Source organism: Corynebacterium sp. 22-2729, from assembly GCF_053479475.1.
In genome coordinates, this window is the sequence record NZ_JBRBCA010000001.1 from 221,494 (window position 1) to 238,230 (window position 16,737).

Consider the following 16,737-nt stretch of genomic DNA (forward strand, 5'->3'; position numbering starts at 1 on the left):
CTAACACAGCCAATCACGACGAGACGAGGTCTGCGATGCATAGCGAAAAGAACTTCAATGTCCCGGAAAATCCGTACGGCGACGACCTAGAAAGTGTCCTCATTGACGAGGAAACGCTGCAAGCTCGCGTTGCAGAACTGGCTAAGGCCACCGCTGACCGTTTCCGTGATGAAGAAGATGACCTCATCCTCATTTGTGTGCTGAAGGGCGCGGTGTTCTTTATTACCGACTTCGCACGGGCGCTGGATATCCCAACTCAGCTGGAGTTCATGGCAGTGAGCTCTTATGGCAATTCCACCAGCTCTTCAGGCGTGGTGCGTATCCTCAAGGATCTGGATCGTGACATCGAGGGTCGCAACGTGGTGATTGTCGAGGACATTATCGACTCCGGACTGACCCTGTCCTGGCTGATGAAAAACCTGCGTAACCGCCATCCGAAGTCGCTGTCCGTCGTTACTTTGCTGCGTAAGCCCGAGGCTCAGAAGGTACAGATTGAGCTGGCCGATGTTGGATTCGAGATTCCCAACGAGTTCGTCGTGGGCTATGGCCTGGACTTCGCCGAACGCTACCGCGATCTGCCCTACGTGGGCACTCTGCACCCTCGCGTTTACGAATAAAGCACTGTTCGCACGGCTTTTTAACTCAACAACTCACTAGGAAATATGGACAAGAAGAAGGTACTGAGGATCGCGGGAATCGTCGCCGTGGTTCTTATCGCGATCTATGCATTCGGTGTTCTAACTGATGACGCCCGTGGTTATGACGAGGTTGAAACCTCCGTGGCCATGAAGCAGCTGGACGAGAAGAACGTCAAGGAAGCTCAGATCAACGATCGTGAGCAGCAGGTACAGCTGAAGCTGAAGAAGTCGATCGAAGTCGACGGCAAGAAGGACATCGAGCAAATCATCGCGAAGTACCCCGGGCGCACGGCTCCGGAGATCTTCGATGCGGTGCAGAAGTCCGAGGCGGAGAAGTACAACACCAAGGTCACCGAAGATAGTTTCCTGGGCAGCCTTTTGGTGATGCTGCTGCCGATGCTGCTGATTTTCGGCCTGCTGATGTTCATGCTGTCGCGCATGCAGGGTGGCGGCGGCATGGGTGCTTTTGGCTTCGGTAAATCCACCGCCAAGCAGCTCAACAAAGATAACCCGGATACAACCTTCGACGATGTTGCCGGTGCAGACGAAGCGGTTGAGGAGCTGGATGAGATCCGCGACTTCCTGACTGACCCGACCCGCTACGAGGCTTTGGGCGCCAAAATTCCGCGGGGTGTTCTGCTGTATGGCCCGCCCGGTACGGGTAAGACGCTCCTGGCTCGTGCCGTGGCCGGCGAAGCCGGTGTGCCATTCTTCACCATCTCGGGTTCCGACTTCGTGGAGATGTTCGTCGGCGTGGGTGCTTCTCGCGTTCGCGACCTGTTCAAGCAGGCAAAGGAAAACTCTCCATGCATCATCTTCGTCGATGAGATCGATGCGGTCGGTCGCCAGCGTGGTGCCGGCATGGGCGGCGGTCACGACGAACGTGAGCAGACTCTGAACCAGTTGCTGGTGGAAATGGACGGCTTCGGCGACCGCGATGGTGTGATCCTGATGGCTGCTACCAACCGTCCTGACATTCTGGATCCCGCTCTGCTGCGCCCAGGTCGCTTTGACCGCCAGATTCCGGTGACCAACCCCGACCTGGCTGGCCGTGAGCAGATTCTCAACGTACATGCGAAGGACAAGCCGCTAGCCAAGGACGTGGATCTGAAGTCTTTGGCGAAGCGTACTGCGGGCATGTCGGGTGCGGATCTGGAGAACGTGCTGAATGAGGCAGCCCTGCTGACCGCCCGCGTAGAAGGCAATGTGATTACCGCCGATGCGCTGGAGGAAGCCACTGACCGTGTGGTGGGTGGACCGCGTCGCAGCTCCAAGATCATTTCGGAGCATGAAAAGAAGGTCACTGCCTACCACGAGGGCGGTCATACGCTGGCGGCCTGGGCCATGAAGGACATTGACCGTGTGTACAAGGTGACGATCCTAGCTCGCGGCCGCACTGGCGGTCACGCGATGACGGCGCCGGAAGACGACAAGGGCATGTACAACCGTTCCGAGTTGTTTGCCCGTCTGGTCTTTGCCATGGGTGGCCGAGCTGCTGAGGAGTTGGTGTTTGGTAATCCGACGACGGGCGCCTCTGCAGATATCGAGATGGCTACGAACATTGCCCGTGCAATGGTTGTGGAATACGGCATGAGCCCTGTCGTAGGTGCCGTGAAGTATGGCCAGGACGAGGGGGACCCCTTCGTCGGCCGGGGTGGCCAGGGCGGTAACCAGCCTTCCCAGAATGTTGCGAACCAGATCGACGATCAGGTGCGCATGCTGATGAACAAGGCGCAGCAGATTGCCTACGAGGTATTGCGGGACAACCGCGATTATCTGGATACTTTGGCTTCCAAACTGCTGGAGAAGGAGACCCTGCGTCGCCCGGATCTGGAGGCCATCTTCGAGGGGATTGAGACCCGTGAAGTTTCTGACATTTTCCCGATGCAGGATCTGGACCGCCCGTGCGATCACCGGGAGCCGGTGAAGACCCCTGTGGAGCTTGCGCGCGAGCGTGGCGAGGAGCCACCGGAGCGGACGAACTTCTTCTCCGCAGCTCGCCGTGCACGCATGGAGAAGCGTAAGGCACAGAACGAGAAGCGACAGGCAGAGCGTCTGCAGCAGGGGCAGCAGCAGTTCCCACAGATCCAGCGGTCGCAGAGCAGCCCGCAAGCTCAGCAGCCCCAGTACGGCCAGAATGGTCAATTCGTCCCTCCGGTACCGGAAGAACGTGGCTTCCAGCTGCCTGCTCATGAGCAGCCGGATCATCAACAGCAGAAGGCACACGAGGCACCGGAGCCACAGGTAGCAGAGGAGGCACAGGCACCTCAGCCGCAGCCGGAACCGCATGTACAGCCGGAGCCGCAGGAGCCGCAGGAGCCGCAGCCAGAGGCTGAGCCCCAGGGACAGCACCGTCGGCAGGAAATGCCGAAGCAAACGTTCCCATGGGAAAAGAACCGGAATGATGACCGGGAACAGGAAGACAACTAGTGAATAACCCTCAACAGCCACTCGCTCCCGGCACCTTCGACCAGGAGCGGGCAGAGGCTGCCATCCGTGAGTTGCTGCTCGCCATTGGCGAGGACCCCGACCGCGAAGGGCTCCAAGAGACCCCAGCCCGCGTAGCGCGCGCCTACCGCGAAACTTGCTCGGGGCTGTACGAGGACCCCACCGAGGTGCTCAACAAGACCTTCAGCGAAGACCACCGGGAGCTGGTGCTCGTCCGCGACATCACCTTCTACTCGATGTGTGAGCACCACCTGGTTCCCTTCTTCGGCAAGGCGCACATCGGATACATTCCCGGCGAATCCGGCAAGGTCACCGGCCTGTCCAAGCTGGCACGGCTCATTGATGGCCTGGCGAAGCGCCCGCAGGTGCAGGAGCGCCTGACCTCCCAGGTGGCTGATGCGCTGGTGGAAAAGCTGGATCCTTCCGCCGTAATCGTCGTCTTGGAAGCCGAGCATCTGTGCATGGCCATGCGTGGTATCCGCAAGCCCGGCGCTAATACGGTAACCTCCGCTGTTCGCGGTGGGTTCCAGAAGAACGCTGCCTCCCGCGCAGAGGCGATGGCGTTGATCCGACCGTGACGGATCCAACTCCTGCCAGCCCCCAGCGCACCCTCGTGATGGGCATTCTCAACGTCACTGAGGATTCCTTTTCCGATGGCGGAGCCTACCCCAACACCGAGGCCGCCTTGGCTCACGCGGAAGCCATGGTCGCCGATGGAGCGGACATCATCGACGTCGGCGGGGAATCCACCCGCCCAGGCGCAACTCGCGTCGACCCAGCCGTGGAGGCTGCCCGCGTCACCCCAGTCATCGAGGAGCTATCCCGTCGGGGAATCGCCACCAGCATCGACACGATGCGGGCTTCGACGGCGCGGGTCGCGTGGAAAGCGGGCGTCACCTATCTCAACGACGTCTCCGGCGGTCTGGCAGACCCCGACATGCTCCCGCTGGCTGCGGAATCCGGACTGCCGATCATCCTCATGCATTGGAACAAGGGAAAAGCCGCTGAGTTCGCCGGTGCCGAGGGCTACCACGACCACGGTGAGGATATCGTCGGCCACGTCATCCACTGGCTGGAAAAGCGAATTGAAGCTGCGGAGGCGGCGGGCGTCACAAAGGAACAGATTTACCTGGATCCCGGCATCGGCTTTGCGAAAACTCCACGGGAGAACTGGCAACTGCTCGGTGCGATGGACAGACTGGTGCAGTTGGGCTATCCGGTGCTGGTGGGAGCTTCGCGAAAGCGCTTTCTCACAGCATTGCGCCCGGCCAGCGATGGCAAACCTGGCACCCCGGAATCCGCGGACGATGCCACTGCGGCGACCTCTGCACTCGCGGCGGCAGTTGGCGTCTGGGCCGTCCGGGTGCATAAAGTAGCTCCGACACGGGCCGCCGTGGATGTTGCACACGCAATGGCCACCGGATGCGGTCCTGACATCGACGAGCAATGGAGGGCACGACGTGGCTGACCGCATCGAGCTCATGGGCGTGGAAGCATTCGGCCACCACGGAGTGTTTTCACACGAGAAGGACACCGGTCAAAAATTCATCGTTGACATGGTGGTGTGGACGGACTTCCGCGCCGCCGCGGACACGGACGCGCTGGAAAACACAATCGACTATGTGCAGCTGGCCGATATTGCGGTCAATGCGGTCGAAGGACGGGGCACGCCGCGTGGGCAGAGCCACGACCTGATCGAAACCCTGGCCTCGGAGATCGCCGATGAAATTGCCGAGCTCAGCGGGGTTTATGCCGTGGAGGTCACGGTGCACAAGCCCGAGGCTCCCATCGCCCATCCATTCGCTGACGTGCGTGTAGTCGCTAGGAGGTCCAAGCGATGATCACTGTTTTCCTGGGAATCGGCTCCAACCTGCCGGGAGACGTCGGCAGTCCCACTGCGCAGATCGAACGCGCTTATGAGCTGCTGGAAATGCACCCGGCCATCGACATCGTGGAAAAGTCGCGAATCTTCGCCACTCCGCCGTGGGGCGGGGTAGAGCAGCAGGAATTCCGCAACTCCGTGGTGGCCGTCAGGACATCGCTGGATCCTTTGGCGCTGTTGCATCACTGCCAATTCGCGGAGGCCGTCGCGGGGCGGGAGCGCGAGGTTCGGTGGGGGCCGCGAACTGTCGATGTGGATATACTTTTTGGTTTTGACGCCCAGTTCCAACCCATCCAATCCCAGGGGAAGTGGGGGTTTGAGCTTGTCATCCCACACCCCTATGCCCATGAGCGGGCATTCGTGTTGGTGCCCCTTAATGATCTGCAGCTGGTTCAGGAACCTTGGTGTAGCTTGGCCGGGCGAAGCATCCTGGAGTGGTTGGAAGAGGTCGATCCAGCGGAGCGGAAGGCCATTGTCCCGGCTGCGCCGCGGAGCTAACTGTAACCGCGGGCTCGCTTGGCTAGTCTGAAGAGTATCAGTCTGGAGAGAGTCAAAGAGGGATAAAGAGGCAGATACGATGAGCCCGCTAAAGCGCACGAAGATCTCTACGGTCGCCTTAGTGGCTATAGTCTGTGCTCTTATTGCTTGGGTCAGTACGTTGAGCTTCTATGGCAGTTTCCCGCCGATTAAGGCGACAAGCTCCGTACTGTTGTGGATCTTCGCAATCGTATGCGCGATAGGCGGGTGGGTGATCCGCAAGCGCATCGGCAACAGTGGTATCGGCATGGATCGTACTCAGATGCAGCCGACGACTGTGACTCAGTGGTTAGCGTTAGGGAAAGCAACGGCGTGGGCTGGTGCTGTGTTTTTGGGTCTGTTTGCGGGGGTGGGAATGTACGTTATTCCGCAAGCGGGACGTCTAATGGCCGCGGAGGCCGATCTGCCTGGGGTGATAGCTGGGGCGGTGGGGGCTTTGGCTGCTGTTGTGGCCGGTATGTGGCTGGAACGCAGCTGTGAAGCGCCACCGCCGGATGCGCCATTAACGCCCAACGGGCTCGACGTTGGGTAGTGTGTTGACCATGAGCTTCCCGCAGTCTCCTAAGCCACAGCAGTCTCACCAGCCGCAGCAGTCCTTTAACGGGCGTCAGTCCCCGGATGCTCCGGGGTACGAAGATGACTCCACTTATCGGGGAAACCAGCTCCAGGGGTCGCAGGTTGCGTCGAACGAACCTTCGAGCTTCTCTCGATTCCTTATGTTCGGCCTAGTGGTACTGGCTCTGCTGGCAAGCGTGCTGATGCTGTTCATGGATTCCGATGGCTGGCTGAAGGTAGCTCTGATCGCCGCTCTGTGGGCCGCGTTCTTTGGTGTGGTGCTTGTGCTGCGCTATGCGGGCGCCCTGAAGCTCGCTCGTGAGCAGGCGGAAAACCAAGAGAGCTACTACCAGTCACAGCTGCAGAGCGAACGCGCGCAGCTGAAGAAGCGCGAGGCGGAAACCCAAGCTAAGTATGCGGCGGAGGCCAAGAAGTCTCAGGATGAGCGCGATAAGCACCTGGAGGAGTTACGTGCGGAGCTGGCTCGTATGCGTCAGCAGCTTGCGGAGCTGACCGGTGAGGACTTCGGTGAAGGAGAACAGCGCGCCGTCCGCGCCAAGGCTGAGCGCGTACGCGAGCTGAGCCAGGGCAGCGGTAACAATGCGGGTCACGACGCAAAGCCCCAGCAAGCACAGCAGACAAGTCAACCGCATAAGGCGCAGCACCGCAGCAAGCCGAAATTCAACACTGGCACTTTTGCTGCTGTGAACTGGACTGGCCAGGACTCCGAGGAGACCTCCCAGCTGCCGTTGGTTGTGGATACGACCGCCATGGACGAGACGAAGCCTGCACAGAAGCGTCGCGCTCAGATGCCTAGTGCTGACGCTGTGCGTTCCGGTCGCGATCACACTGCAAACCCTAACCAGGCTAAGCAGCAGCCACAGGCAGCTGAAGAGTCCCGGCCGGATGAGCAGGCCGAAGGCGCTCACGGTCGTCGACGCGCCGACGAGGCCAAGAATGCTGTGACTGTCGCCGACTTGATGAAGCGTTTCAAGAACTAAGTGGCGGAAACAGATATTCAACAGCCGCGTCTGTCGGTCGGTATAATCTCAGCCGGCAAAGTCGGCGTGGCTCTAGCTGAAGCTTTTACACGCGCCGGCCATCATGTGCATGGTGTGTACGCGCATTCGGCACGCTCGGAAGAATTGGCGTCACAAAGAATCCCGAACATTCCCCGCATCAGCCTCGGCAGCACTGCACACGCCGCGCTCGTAGTTCTGGCGGTGCCGGATCCGAAGCTTCCCGAGGTGATTGAAGAGGTGGCGCAACACACGCGCGACGGGCAGATCGTCGCGCACGTATCCGGCGCCTTTGGCTGCGAGATTCTGCAACCGATTACCGATACCGGCGCACTGCCGCTAGCACTGCATCCGGCAATGACATTCACCGGAACCCCAGCTGATAGTGAGCGCTTGGACGGATGCGCATGGGGCGTAACCAGCGACTCCGAGGTGGGTGACGTGGTTGCCCAGACACTCGTAGCCAGCCTCGGCGGGGTGCCAGTCGCGATTCCCGAGAACCATCGCGCGGCTTATCACGCGGCAATGGCACATGCAGCCAACCACCTGGTGACACTGTTGACGGATGCGCAAGAAATCCTGGATCGGGCGGTCGACGCACCAGGCGAAAGCCCCGATAGTGCGCTGCTGCTGCGTCGCATTGCCCACGCGGCGGTGGACAATGCCCTGGAGAAGCGCATGGATGGGCTGACTGGGCCAGTTGCCCGCGACGATGCGGCTGCGGTGATGCGCCACTTGGCGGCGCTGCGGAGCCTGGAAACCCAGAACGCTAGCGCCGAAAACGCATACACAACCATGGCCCGCCGCACCGCGCTAAAGGCGGGGACTATTGAGGTCGAAAGACTGCTGGATCTAGAGTAAGAACCATGACGTTCACACCTGGCCAGGCAGAGGTTTTCACGGAGATTGAGGGAATCGGGCAGCTGACCCGCGCAATGCGCAAGGCAGGTCGCCCAGTCGTACTGGTACCCACTATGGGTGCGCTGCACGAGGGGCACCTTTCGCTGGTGCAGGCCGCACAGCAGATTCCCGGTGCGCTGGTCGTCGTCAGTATTTTCGTCAACCCATTGCAATTCGCCGAGGGGGAGGACCTGGATGCCTACCCGCGCACTTTGGATGCTGACGTGGAGAAGCTTAAGGCCGCGGGCGTGGATGCAGTCTTCGCCCCCAACCCGCGTGAGATGTACCCCAATGGCCCGCGCACTACCATCCACCCAGGTGAGGCCGGTCGCATCCTGGAGGGTGCACACCGCCCAACCCACTTCGCGGGCGTGCTGACGGTAGTGAACAAGCTCTTTACAATCACCCATTGCGATCACGCATTCTTCGGGGAGAAGGATTATCAGCAGCTGCTGCTGATCCAGCAAATGGTCACGGACCTAAACATTGAGGTACAGGTCCATGGAGTGCCGATCGTTCGCGAGGCTGACGGACTGGCGAAGTCCTCCCGCAATGTCTACCTCTCCGCGGAAGAACGTGAGCTGGCACTGACTCTTTCAGCGGCTCTGACCGCCGGAGCTTTTGTAGCCGAGCAAGGCGCCGAGGCGGTTCTGCAGACTGCCGGCTCTATTTTGGACGCCACCCCAGACGTGGAGGTGGACTATCTTGAGCTGCGCGGTACGGACCTTTCCGACTGCCCGGCAGACGGCGAAGCTCGCCTGCTGGTAGCGGCGCGCGTCGGTACGACGCGCTTGATCGACAACGTCGGAGTTCCGCTGGGTACGGGTTTCAAGGGGCTTGACGAGGCTGGCACTGAGGGTGCAGCAGAGTAGAGCCATGGATCAGGATCAACGCCACTCGCACCCTTTCGTAGAGATTTCTGCAGGGGAGTACCGAGCTAGCATTTCCACGTTCGGCGGTGGCCTACGAAGTCTGGAATATGCGGGAAAGCCCTTGGTGGTTTCCTACCCCGAGGGGACTTATCCACCGCTTTCTTCCGGCATTATGCTGGCGCCCTGGCCGAACCGCACCGCCGATGGTGTGTTCGCCCACGACGGTGTACTGCACCGGCTGGACATTACTGAGCCGGGACGAGCCACCGCCATCCATGGATTCGTGGGACAGATGGCCTGGCACATTGCCGACCAGGGTGAGGATTTAGTAACGCTGGAGCTTTCTACCGGCCTACGGGCTGGCTGGCCGTGGCCCTTGCTGTTGCGGATGACATGGGCCGTACGCGCTGCAGGTAGTGGAGAAGGCGAGGGGCTATTCGCCACCTTTGAGGTGCGTAATGAATGCGACGCTTCCTGCCCCTTTGGTCTGGGGTGGCACCCCTACCTAAGCGCGTTAGGTACCCCGCTGGACGATTGCGTTGTGCACCTGCCGGTCGGAACGAACCTGCCACTGGATTCCGTGCGAAACCTGCCCGCCGGGCCGGAGATTCCTGCTCGCCGGGTGTTGCCGGACGTGGAAGCGGGCCAGCGTATGGCAGGGGTTTGGCTGGATCACTGTTTCGGTGATGTCGATAGGGCACAAGGGGTGACCGCCGAGGCACAGTTACTGAACCCCGAGGGCGAGGGTGTGCGTCTGTGGGTAGGAGAGGGCTTTAAATGGTTCCAGGTGTTTACCGCGGATCCGGCTCGTCGCGAAGGATACCCCGGTGTAGGACGGGCATTAGCTGTCGAACCGATGACGTGCCCACCGGACGCATTGCGTTCCGGTCGTGACCTTATTCGCCTGCAACCAGGCGAAAAGCGCAGCTTTGAATGTGGGATTTACTGTGTTTCGCGTGGGGGCGTCGAGACCTAAAACAAAGGTACTTCCATAAATAGAAAAGAATTTCCTTTATAGCACTACGCGGCGTTAAGATTTCTATTGAATCAAACATCCAATAGTTCTCGTCGCTGGTAGTTGTGAACTAAAACGATTGGTGCCTGGGACGGGAACCCGACGTTCCTGGAGGTTCGCAGCTATGACAGCTGAAGGACTACGTTTGGACGCGAGCTGGGTAGACTACGCGCTGGTCGCGCTATACTTCGCTTTCGTCCTCGGCATCGGATGGGCAGCTAAGTCCAAGGTGTCCAGCTCAATCGACTTCTTCCTCTCCGGCCGATCCCTACCCGCCTGGGTGACGGGTCTGGCCTTTATCTCTGCCAACCTGGGCGCCGTTGAAATCGTGGGTCACTCGGCCAACGGCGTGCAGTACGGATTCGAGACCATGCACTATTTCTGGATCGGTGCGATCCCGGCCATGGTCTTCCTCGGCATCGTGATGATGCCCTTCTACTACGGCTCTAAGGTGCGCTCCGTTCCGGAGTTCATGCAGCGCCGTTTTGGCAACGGCGCGCACCTGGTCAACGGCATCTCCTTTGCCGTAGCTCAGCTGCTGATTGCCGGCGTGAACCTACTGCTGCTGGCCAAGGTGGTTAACTCACTGCTCGGCTGGCCACTGTGGGTCACCCTGGTTGTTGCCGCGGTCATCGTTTTGTCGTACATCACCCTGGGTGGTCTGTCCGCAGCGATCTACAACGAGGTGCTGCAGTTCTTCGTGATTATCGCCGCCCTGCTGCCGCTGACAATGATCGGCCTGCACCAGGTTGGTGGTTGGGATGGCCTGCAGGCCAAGGTTGCAGACTCCTCGCACTTCCACACCTGGCCGGGCACCGAAATCTCAGGCTTTGAGAACCCGGTCGTCTCCGCTATCGGTTTGGTCTTTGGCCTGGGCTTCGTGCTGTCCTTCGGTTACTGGACCACCAACTTCGTGGAGGTCCAGCGCTCCATGGCAGCCGATTCGCTGTCCTCTGCACGGAAGACCCCGATCATCGGTGCGTTTCCGAAGATGTTCATTCCGTTCCTGGTGGTTATCCCGGGCATGGTTGCAGGCGCGACTGTCACCCCGATTATGGATGGCTCCGCCGAACCGAACGATGCCATCCTGTACCTGATGCGCGACCTACTGCCGAACGGCCTGCTGGGCGTGGCCATCGCAGGTCTGTTGGCCGCATTCATGGCTGGTATGGCGGCTAATATTTCCGCCTTCAACACCGTGTTTTCCTATGACATCTGGCAGTCCTACATCGTGAAGGACCGCGACGACGACTACTACCTGAAGGTCGGCCGTATGGCCACCGTCGGCGCTACCGTCATCGCCGTGTTCACCGCCCTGTTGGCCTCCAACTTCGGCAACGTCATGGACTACCTGCAGACGCTGTTCGGCTTCTTCAACGCCCCGCTGTTCGCCACCTTCATCCTGGGTATGTTCTGGAAGCGCATGACGCCCACCGCAGGTTGGGTCGGCCTGGTTTCCGGTACGGGTATCGCGGTTGTCTACTGGGCTATAGCCACCTTCGGCAGCACCGACGCTAGCTTCTTCAACCTCCCGGGACAGGGCACGGCCTTTGTCGCCGCATCCTTGGCATTCGTCACGGACATCATCGCTTCCATCCTGGTTTCCATGGTCACCAAGCCGAAGCCGGATGAGGAACTGGTGGGCTTCGTCAAGTCCGTCACCCCGAAGGAAAACCTCACGGATGCTGCCGAAGCCAGCCTGCCGTGGTACCGCCGCACCGTACCGCTGGGCATCCTATGCCTGGCCATGGTGCTCGTCCTCAACATCGTGTTCGCTTAACAAGGACGCAAGTTTTTCAGAAAGGAGTGAATGGACACAATGGCTAAGAACACTGCTAAGAAGGGCTCCCACATGGCGGGTGCCTTCGATATCCGCAATGTCATCGGTTCCCTCATGGGCCTGTACGGACTTGTGCTCTTGCTGAGCTACTTCCTGCTTGACCCGGGTATGGATGTATCCACCGGCGAGCCGAAGAACGAAACATATAACCTGGTGTGCGGGTTGGCCATGATCGCCGTGGCAGCGATCTTCGTACTGTGGACCAAGTTGGATCCAATCAAGATTGATGAATCCGCCGAACCGCAGGAACCGCAAACTAAATAACGCATTGCCCGCCCCACTGAAGAGGCGGGCTTTTTCTTCGTGCGCTTCTATGCGCATTAACTAAAGGGAGTGATCCACGCCGTGCAGCATGATTTCAAGGTAACTCGAACGACACTTGCGGATGGCCGCGAGCTGCTGTACTTCGACGATGAACCGGCATACGTGGCAGGGGAGAAACAACGGGAGCTGCACGATTCCCGTGATCTGCCACAGGCCACCACGGAATCCGAGATGCGGCAGGATCCTTTGACCGGCCAGTGGTATGTCTACGCCGCCCACCGTATGAACCGCACATTCATGCCCCCGGCGAACGAGAATCCGCTGGCCCCCACCAAACCTGGCGAACTGCCCACTGAGGTGCCCGCCGATGATTACGACGTCGTGGTTTTTGAAAATCGCTTCCCCTCCCTGTCCATGCACATGGAGGTGCCGGACGACTTCGCCACACAGGTCGACGGCCAGGAGCTTTTCCCCCGTAAGCCCGCCATTGGCCGCTGCGAGGTCGTCTGCTTTACCCCGGATGTGAACTCCTCGTTTAAGGACCTGTCCTACGAGCGTGCCCGTACCGTCGTCGAAGCCTGGGCCCACCGCACCGCTGAGCTCTCCGCTATCGAGGGCATCCGCTATGTGTTCCCCTTTGAAAACCGCGGCAAGGAAATCGGCGTGACGCTGCAACACCCGCACGGCCAGATCTACTCCTATCCCTTCGTTCCGCCGCGCGCCGCCGAGGTAGCCACGCGCGCTCGCGCTTTCCGGGAAGACACCGGCCAGGATCTTTTTGACGCCGTCTTGTCCGCTGAAAAGGAATCCGGCACCCGTGTACTTCTCGCTGGAGAGCACTTCACCGCTTATGTTCCGGCGGCAGCAAAGTGGCCGGTCGAGGTCATCCTAATGGCCAACCGGGCAGTCCCGGATTTCGCGGCACTCACAGACGAGGAAAAGGATGAACTCACCCGCTTCTACCTAGACCTGCTGGGCCGTATGGATCGCTTCTTCGAGGGCATTGAACGTACTCCCTATATCGCTGCCTGGAACCAGGCGCCGGTGGGGGAGGATCGCGAAAACGGTCGCCTGTACTTGCAGCTGTATTCGATGATGCGCTCTGCTGGGCGCATGAAGTTCCTGGCGGGAAGCGAGTCCGGCCAGGAAGCCTGGATTTCCGACACCACACCAGAAAGAATCGCCGAGCGCTTCCGGGAGGTAGCCGACAATGCCAACTAACGTAACCCCCCGCTGGCTGCAGACCCGCACCGAGGAGCAGGGCACCGCCGACGTACAATCCCTATTCCAACAGGTCTACGGCTATCAATCTGCGGGTGTGTGGTCCGCGCCGGGCCGCGTCAACCTGATCGGTGAGCACGTGGACTATGCCGACGGCATCAGCCTGCCCTTCGCGCTCTCGCAGCGCACCTACGTGGCCGCCGCCAAGAACAATGACGGTGTGTACCGCGTAGCTTCTCGCTACGGTGACCCAGCCGAAATCGTCCACGTCGAGATTCCTGTTTCCGAGGTTGGCCCCAATAATCCAGCCAACTGGGCCGGCTACGCAGTCGGAGCCATCTGGGCGGCCATCGAGGCCGGGCTGATGCCTGCCGGTGGATTGAACCTCGCCATTGAGTCCGACGTGCCAGTCGGCGCAGGGCTTTCCAGCTCCGCAGCGTTGGAATGCTCGGCGGCTCTTGCGGCCTTCGACCTAAACGGCAGCGCACCCCTTGATGATGCGGTGCGCAGCGGACTCATGAGGGCATCAATAAGAGCAGAAAATGAGGTAGTCGGCGCCTCCACGGGCGGCCTCGACCAGCGCATTTCCCTATTCGGGCAGGCTGGCCACGCGCTCGCCATCGACTTCGCCGAAGACAGCGCCACGTTAGTTCCTTTCGACATCGCGGCGCGCGGGCTTGCGATCCTCATCATGAACACGAATGCCCCGCATCGCCTGAACGATGGGCAATACGCCGCGCGCCGTGCCGTGATCGATGGGGTGACCGCCGACCTGGGCGTGAGCAGCCTACGCTATGCGAAGGACGCAGAGGCGGACTCTGCCCGGTGGGCACAGGCGAATGGCCAAGACCCACAGCAGGTGGCGGCACGCGTACGCCATGTGGTTAGCGAGATTGCCCGCACCGCGGAAGCGATCCAACAGATCAGTGGTGGAGACGTGGAGGCCTTCGGCCGATCGATGCAGGGCAGTCACGCCTCCCTGCGCGATGACTACGAGGTCACTGTGCCGGAGCTAGATACCGCGGTGGATATGGCAATGGAACAGGGAGCATTGGGCGCCCGCATGACCGGTGGTGGATTCGGCGGCTCCGCCATTGCACTGCTGCGCGAGGATCGGGTGGAAGCAACGGCGCAGGCTGTGGCGGAGGCATTCGCGAAAAAGGGCTTTAATGAACCCGAGTTTGTGGTGGCTTTGCCGAGCGACGGCGCGCACCGGAACGCCTAAATCCCAGCTAAATAGATTAATTGCTGTGCCGCGAGTAAGGTGTTCACCCGTGTTGCGAACAATGCTGAAATCAAAGATCCACCGTGCGACAGTTACGCAGGCCGACTTGCACTACGTCGGCTCGTGCACCATCGACGCTGATCTGATGGAAGCTGCCGACATCCTTGAAGGCGAGCAGATCGACATCGTCGACATCGATAACGGCAACCGCCTGACGACCTACGCCATCACCGGCGACCGAGGCAGCGGAGTGATCGGTATCAACGGTGCCGCCGCGCGCCTAATCAGTCCCGGTGATCTCGTCATAATTATCGGGTACGCCCAGTACAGCGAGGAAGACCTGAAGGACTACGCCTCCCGCGTGGTTTTCGTGGACGAGAACAACAAGCAGGTGGAGCTCGGCGGAGACCCGGCCCACGTGCCGGACGGCTCGGGGCTCAAGAACCCGCGCCACCCGGAGGCTTAGCAACTGTTGATTGGCTAGGCCTCCCACTTGCCTATTTGCCAGCGGTGTCAATCGACATGTTCTTTAGTGTTACTTTTCTCACAGGCCACAATAAAAGATGCATCTCATATAGAACTTTTATTGATGGGGGCATAGGGTGGAAATATGCACTTGACCACGTTTGCAGATCTCGGCCTGAGGATACTTATGGTTCTCGGGGATCTGCGGGAAGGTGAGAGAGTGACTCTCGCTGACCTCGCGACGCGTATCAACGGATCGACTAACCATGTGGCAAAAGTAAATGCCCGGCTCGTCGATTTGGGATGGGTGACTGCCGTACGAGGTAGGAGTGGTGGAGTGTATCTGGCGGATAGGACCCGTCAGGCAAGTGTGGGCAAGATATTGCGCCAATTGGAAGGTCCCGGCGAAGTCGTGGATTGCGAAGGCGGCCAACGTTGCCCTCTTGCCGCCCGCGACTGTGCTCTCCGTAGACGCCTCGCCGCAGCACGCGAAGCATTCTTCGCGGAGTTGGATGGAGACACTATCGGCGACCTCATAGCGAATACCGCACCCGCACATTCTGGAAAAAGCCGCACTTATCAGAGCCTTGGGTTACCACATACTCCACAGAGGCCTGGCGCAAAAAAGTAAGGAGCTTGACGCTTTGTATATCTCAACTCAACCTCAAACTACTGATATTTCCCTGGCCCCCGAAAATGAGGAAATCATCAAGGCAACTTTGCCTATTGTCGGCGGGGCAATTGAAGACATCACTCCAGTGTTCTACCGCACCATGTTCAAGAAGCATCCTGAGCTGCTCTCTGACCTATTCAACCGTGGTAATCAACGTTCAGGTGAGCAACAAAAGGCTTTAGCCGCTTCCATCGCTACTTTCGCTTCTATGCTGGTCAACCCCGATGCCCCTGACCCACGCGAAATGCTCTCCCGCATTGGTCACAAACATGTGTCCCTCGGCATCACAGAGGACCAGTACCAGATCGTGCATGACAATCTTTTCGCCGCCATCGTAGAGGTGTTGGGCGAAGACGTGGTAACCCCCGAGGTTGCTGCCGCATGGGACGAGGTCTACTGGTTGATGGCCAAAGTATTGATCGATTTCGAGCGCAACCTTTACCGGTCAGCTGATGTGGCCGACGGGGATGTGTTCCGAACTGTTACTTTGCAGGAGAAGAAGCAGCTTTCCCACAACGTCGTGGAGTTTACCTTTAATGGCGTGAACTTCAGTGACGCCTTGCCTGGCCAGTATGTTTCCATTGGAGTTGAACTCTCCGACGGTGCTCGTCAGCTTCGCCAGTATTCCATCGTCGGCACTACGGAGGAGACCTTCACCGTCGCCGTGCAGCGTGATGGCGAGGTCAGTTCTTTCCTCATGGATGAGTTGGAAACCGGCAGTCAAGTGGAAGCCACCCTGCCGGCCGGCGACCTGGTTCTGCAAGACGATGATGCCCCGGTGATTTTGGTTTCACAGGGAATCGGCTCTACTCCGATGGCCGGTATGTTGGCTGCTCTAGTTGCTCGCTCGGCAACGGGTGGGGTACCGAGTGTTACCGCTATTCACGCTGATGCCGCCCCAGAGACTTATGCTCAGCGAGACATCACGGAGTCCCAAGTCTCCGCACTCGCGGAAAACGGTGAAGCTCGCCATATCGTCCGATATCGAGATAACGGTGAAACCGTAGAGCTTGCCAAGATGGCAGAAGAAGGGCTAATCCCACAAGGAGCTCACTGGTACCTATGTGGTGGCAGTAAATTCCTGCAGAACCTGCGCGATCAGCTTGCTGAGCACTCGGATGCGCTATCGCCGAAGGAGATTCACTTCGAGCTGTTTAGCCCCAATGACTGGTTGATTTAAGGT

18 protein-coding genes are annotated in these 16,737 nt (G+C 59.6%); all 18 read left to right on the top strand.

What is annotated here, in order from left to right; all coding sequences use genetic code 11:
- Positions 1-35 precede the first annotated feature (35 nt).
- The 18 genes from hpt to ACUY2T_RS01025 all read left to right on the top strand — a co-directional run bounded on the left by hpt (position 36) and on the right by ACUY2T_RS01025 (position 16,734).
- Entirely contained in the window at positions 36-617 is a 582-nt protein-coding gene (gene hpt, locus ACUY2T_RS00940; protein WP_293791050.1) for a hypoxanthine phosphoribosyltransferase, read from the top strand.
- 45 nt (positions 618-662) lie between these two features.
- Positions 663-3,068 carry an ATP-dependent zinc metalloprotease FtsH gene (gene ftsH / locus ACUY2T_RS00945; RefSeq protein ID WP_448307005.1) on the top strand — a complete coding sequence of 802 codons (2,406 nt, stop codon included), beginning with the start codon at positions 663-665 and terminating at the stop codon, positions 3,066-3,068.
- Positions 3,068-3,664 carry a GTP cyclohydrolase I FolE gene (folE, locus tag ACUY2T_RS00950; RefSeq protein ID WP_293791052.1) on the top strand — a complete coding sequence of 199 codons (597 nt, stop codon included), beginning with the start codon at positions 3,068-3,070 and terminating at the stop codon, positions 3,662-3,664. Before ftsH ends, folE begins: the two co-directional genes overlap by 1 nt.
- Before the next feature lie 38 nt (positions 3,665-3,702).
- The gene (gene folP, locus ACUY2T_RS00955; protein WP_448307163.1) at positions 3,703-4,554 is read left to right on the top strand and encodes a dihydropteroate synthase; all 852 of its coding nucleotides are present in this window, start codon (positions 3,703-3,705) and stop codon (positions 4,552-4,554) included.
- Complete coding sequence (gene folB, locus ACUY2T_RS00960) at positions 4,547-4,927, top strand: dihydroneopterin aldolase (RefSeq protein ID WP_293791053.1); 381 nt, start codon at positions 4,547-4,549, stop codon at positions 4,925-4,927. The genes folP and folB overlap by 8 nt, the downstream gene beginning before the upstream one ends.
- Positions 4,924-5,466 carry a 2-amino-4-hydroxy-6-hydroxymethyldihydropteridine diphosphokinase gene (folK, locus tag ACUY2T_RS00965; protein ID WP_448307008.1) on the top strand — a complete coding sequence of 181 codons (543 nt, stop codon included), beginning with the start codon at positions 4,924-4,926 and terminating at the stop codon, positions 5,464-5,466. The genes folB and folK overlap by 4 nt, the downstream gene beginning before the upstream one ends.
- A 79-nt stretch (positions 5,467-5,545) precedes the next feature.
- Positions 5,546-6,037 (top strand): DUF3180 domain-containing protein, encoded by a 492-nt coding sequence (locus ACUY2T_RS00970; RefSeq protein ID WP_293791055.1) that lies wholly within the window; start codon positions 5,546-5,548, stop codon positions 6,035-6,037.
- A 10-nt stretch (positions 6,038-6,047) separates the two neighbouring features.
- Entirely contained in the window at positions 6,048-7,061 is a 1,014-nt protein-coding gene (locus tag ACUY2T_RS00975) for a DUF6779 domain-containing protein (RefSeq protein ID WP_448307010.1), read from the top strand.
- Positions 7,062-7,940 carry a Rossmann-like and DUF2520 domain-containing protein gene (locus ACUY2T_RS00980; protein WP_448307012.1) on the top strand — a complete coding sequence of 293 codons (879 nt, stop codon included), beginning with the start codon at positions 7,062-7,064 and terminating at the stop codon, positions 7,938-7,940.
- Positions 7,941-7,945: 5 nt separating this feature from the next.
- Positions 7,946-8,851, top strand: a complete 906-nt coding sequence (gene panC, locus ACUY2T_RS00985) for a pantoate--beta-alanine ligase (protein ID WP_448307015.1) — start codon at positions 7,946-7,948, stop codon at positions 8,849-8,851.
- A 4-nt stretch (positions 8,852-8,855) separates the two neighbouring features.
- Positions 8,856-9,827, top strand: a complete 972-nt coding sequence (locus tag ACUY2T_RS00990; RefSeq protein WP_448307017.1) for an aldose 1-epimerase family protein — start codon at positions 8,856-8,858, stop codon at positions 9,825-9,827.
- Between the two features lie 163 nt (positions 9,828-9,990).
- Positions 9,991-11,646, top strand: a complete 1,656-nt coding sequence (locus ACUY2T_RS00995; RefSeq protein WP_448307019.1) for a sodium:solute symporter family protein — start codon at positions 9,991-9,993, stop codon at positions 11,644-11,646.
- Between the two features lie 39 nt (positions 11,647-11,685).
- Positions 11,686-11,970, top strand: a complete 285-nt coding sequence (locus ACUY2T_RS01000) for a hypothetical protein (RefSeq protein WP_293791061.1) — start codon at positions 11,686-11,688, stop codon at positions 11,968-11,970.
- A 69-nt stretch (positions 11,971-12,039) separates the two neighbouring features.
- A complete protein-coding gene (gene galT, locus ACUY2T_RS01005; RefSeq protein ID WP_293791062.1) occupies positions 12,040-13,191 on the top strand; it encodes a galactose-1-phosphate uridylyltransferase in 1,152 nt (383 codons plus the stop codon).
- Positions 13,181-14,416, top strand: coding sequence for a galactokinase (gene galK / locus ACUY2T_RS01010; RefSeq protein ID WP_448307022.1), 1,236 nt, complete (start codon positions 13,181-13,183; stop codon positions 14,414-14,416). Before galT ends, galK begins: the two co-directional genes overlap by 11 nt.
- Positions 14,417-14,465: 49 nt before the next feature.
- Positions 14,466-14,882, top strand: a complete 417-nt coding sequence (gene panD, locus ACUY2T_RS01015) for an aspartate 1-decarboxylase (RefSeq protein ID WP_293791064.1) — start codon at positions 14,466-14,468, stop codon at positions 14,880-14,882.
- Between the two features lie 144 nt (positions 14,883-15,026).
- Positions 15,027-15,512 (top strand): RrF2 family transcriptional regulator, encoded by a 486-nt coding sequence (locus ACUY2T_RS01020; RefSeq protein WP_293791065.1) that lies wholly within the window; start codon positions 15,027-15,029, stop codon positions 15,510-15,512.
- A 13-nt stretch (positions 15,513-15,525) separates the two neighbouring features.
- Positions 15,526-16,734, top strand: a complete 1,209-nt coding sequence (locus ACUY2T_RS01025) for a globin domain-containing protein (protein WP_293791066.1) — start codon at positions 15,526-15,528, stop codon at positions 16,732-16,734.
- The last annotated feature ends 3 nt before the right edge of the window (positions 16,735-16,737 follow it).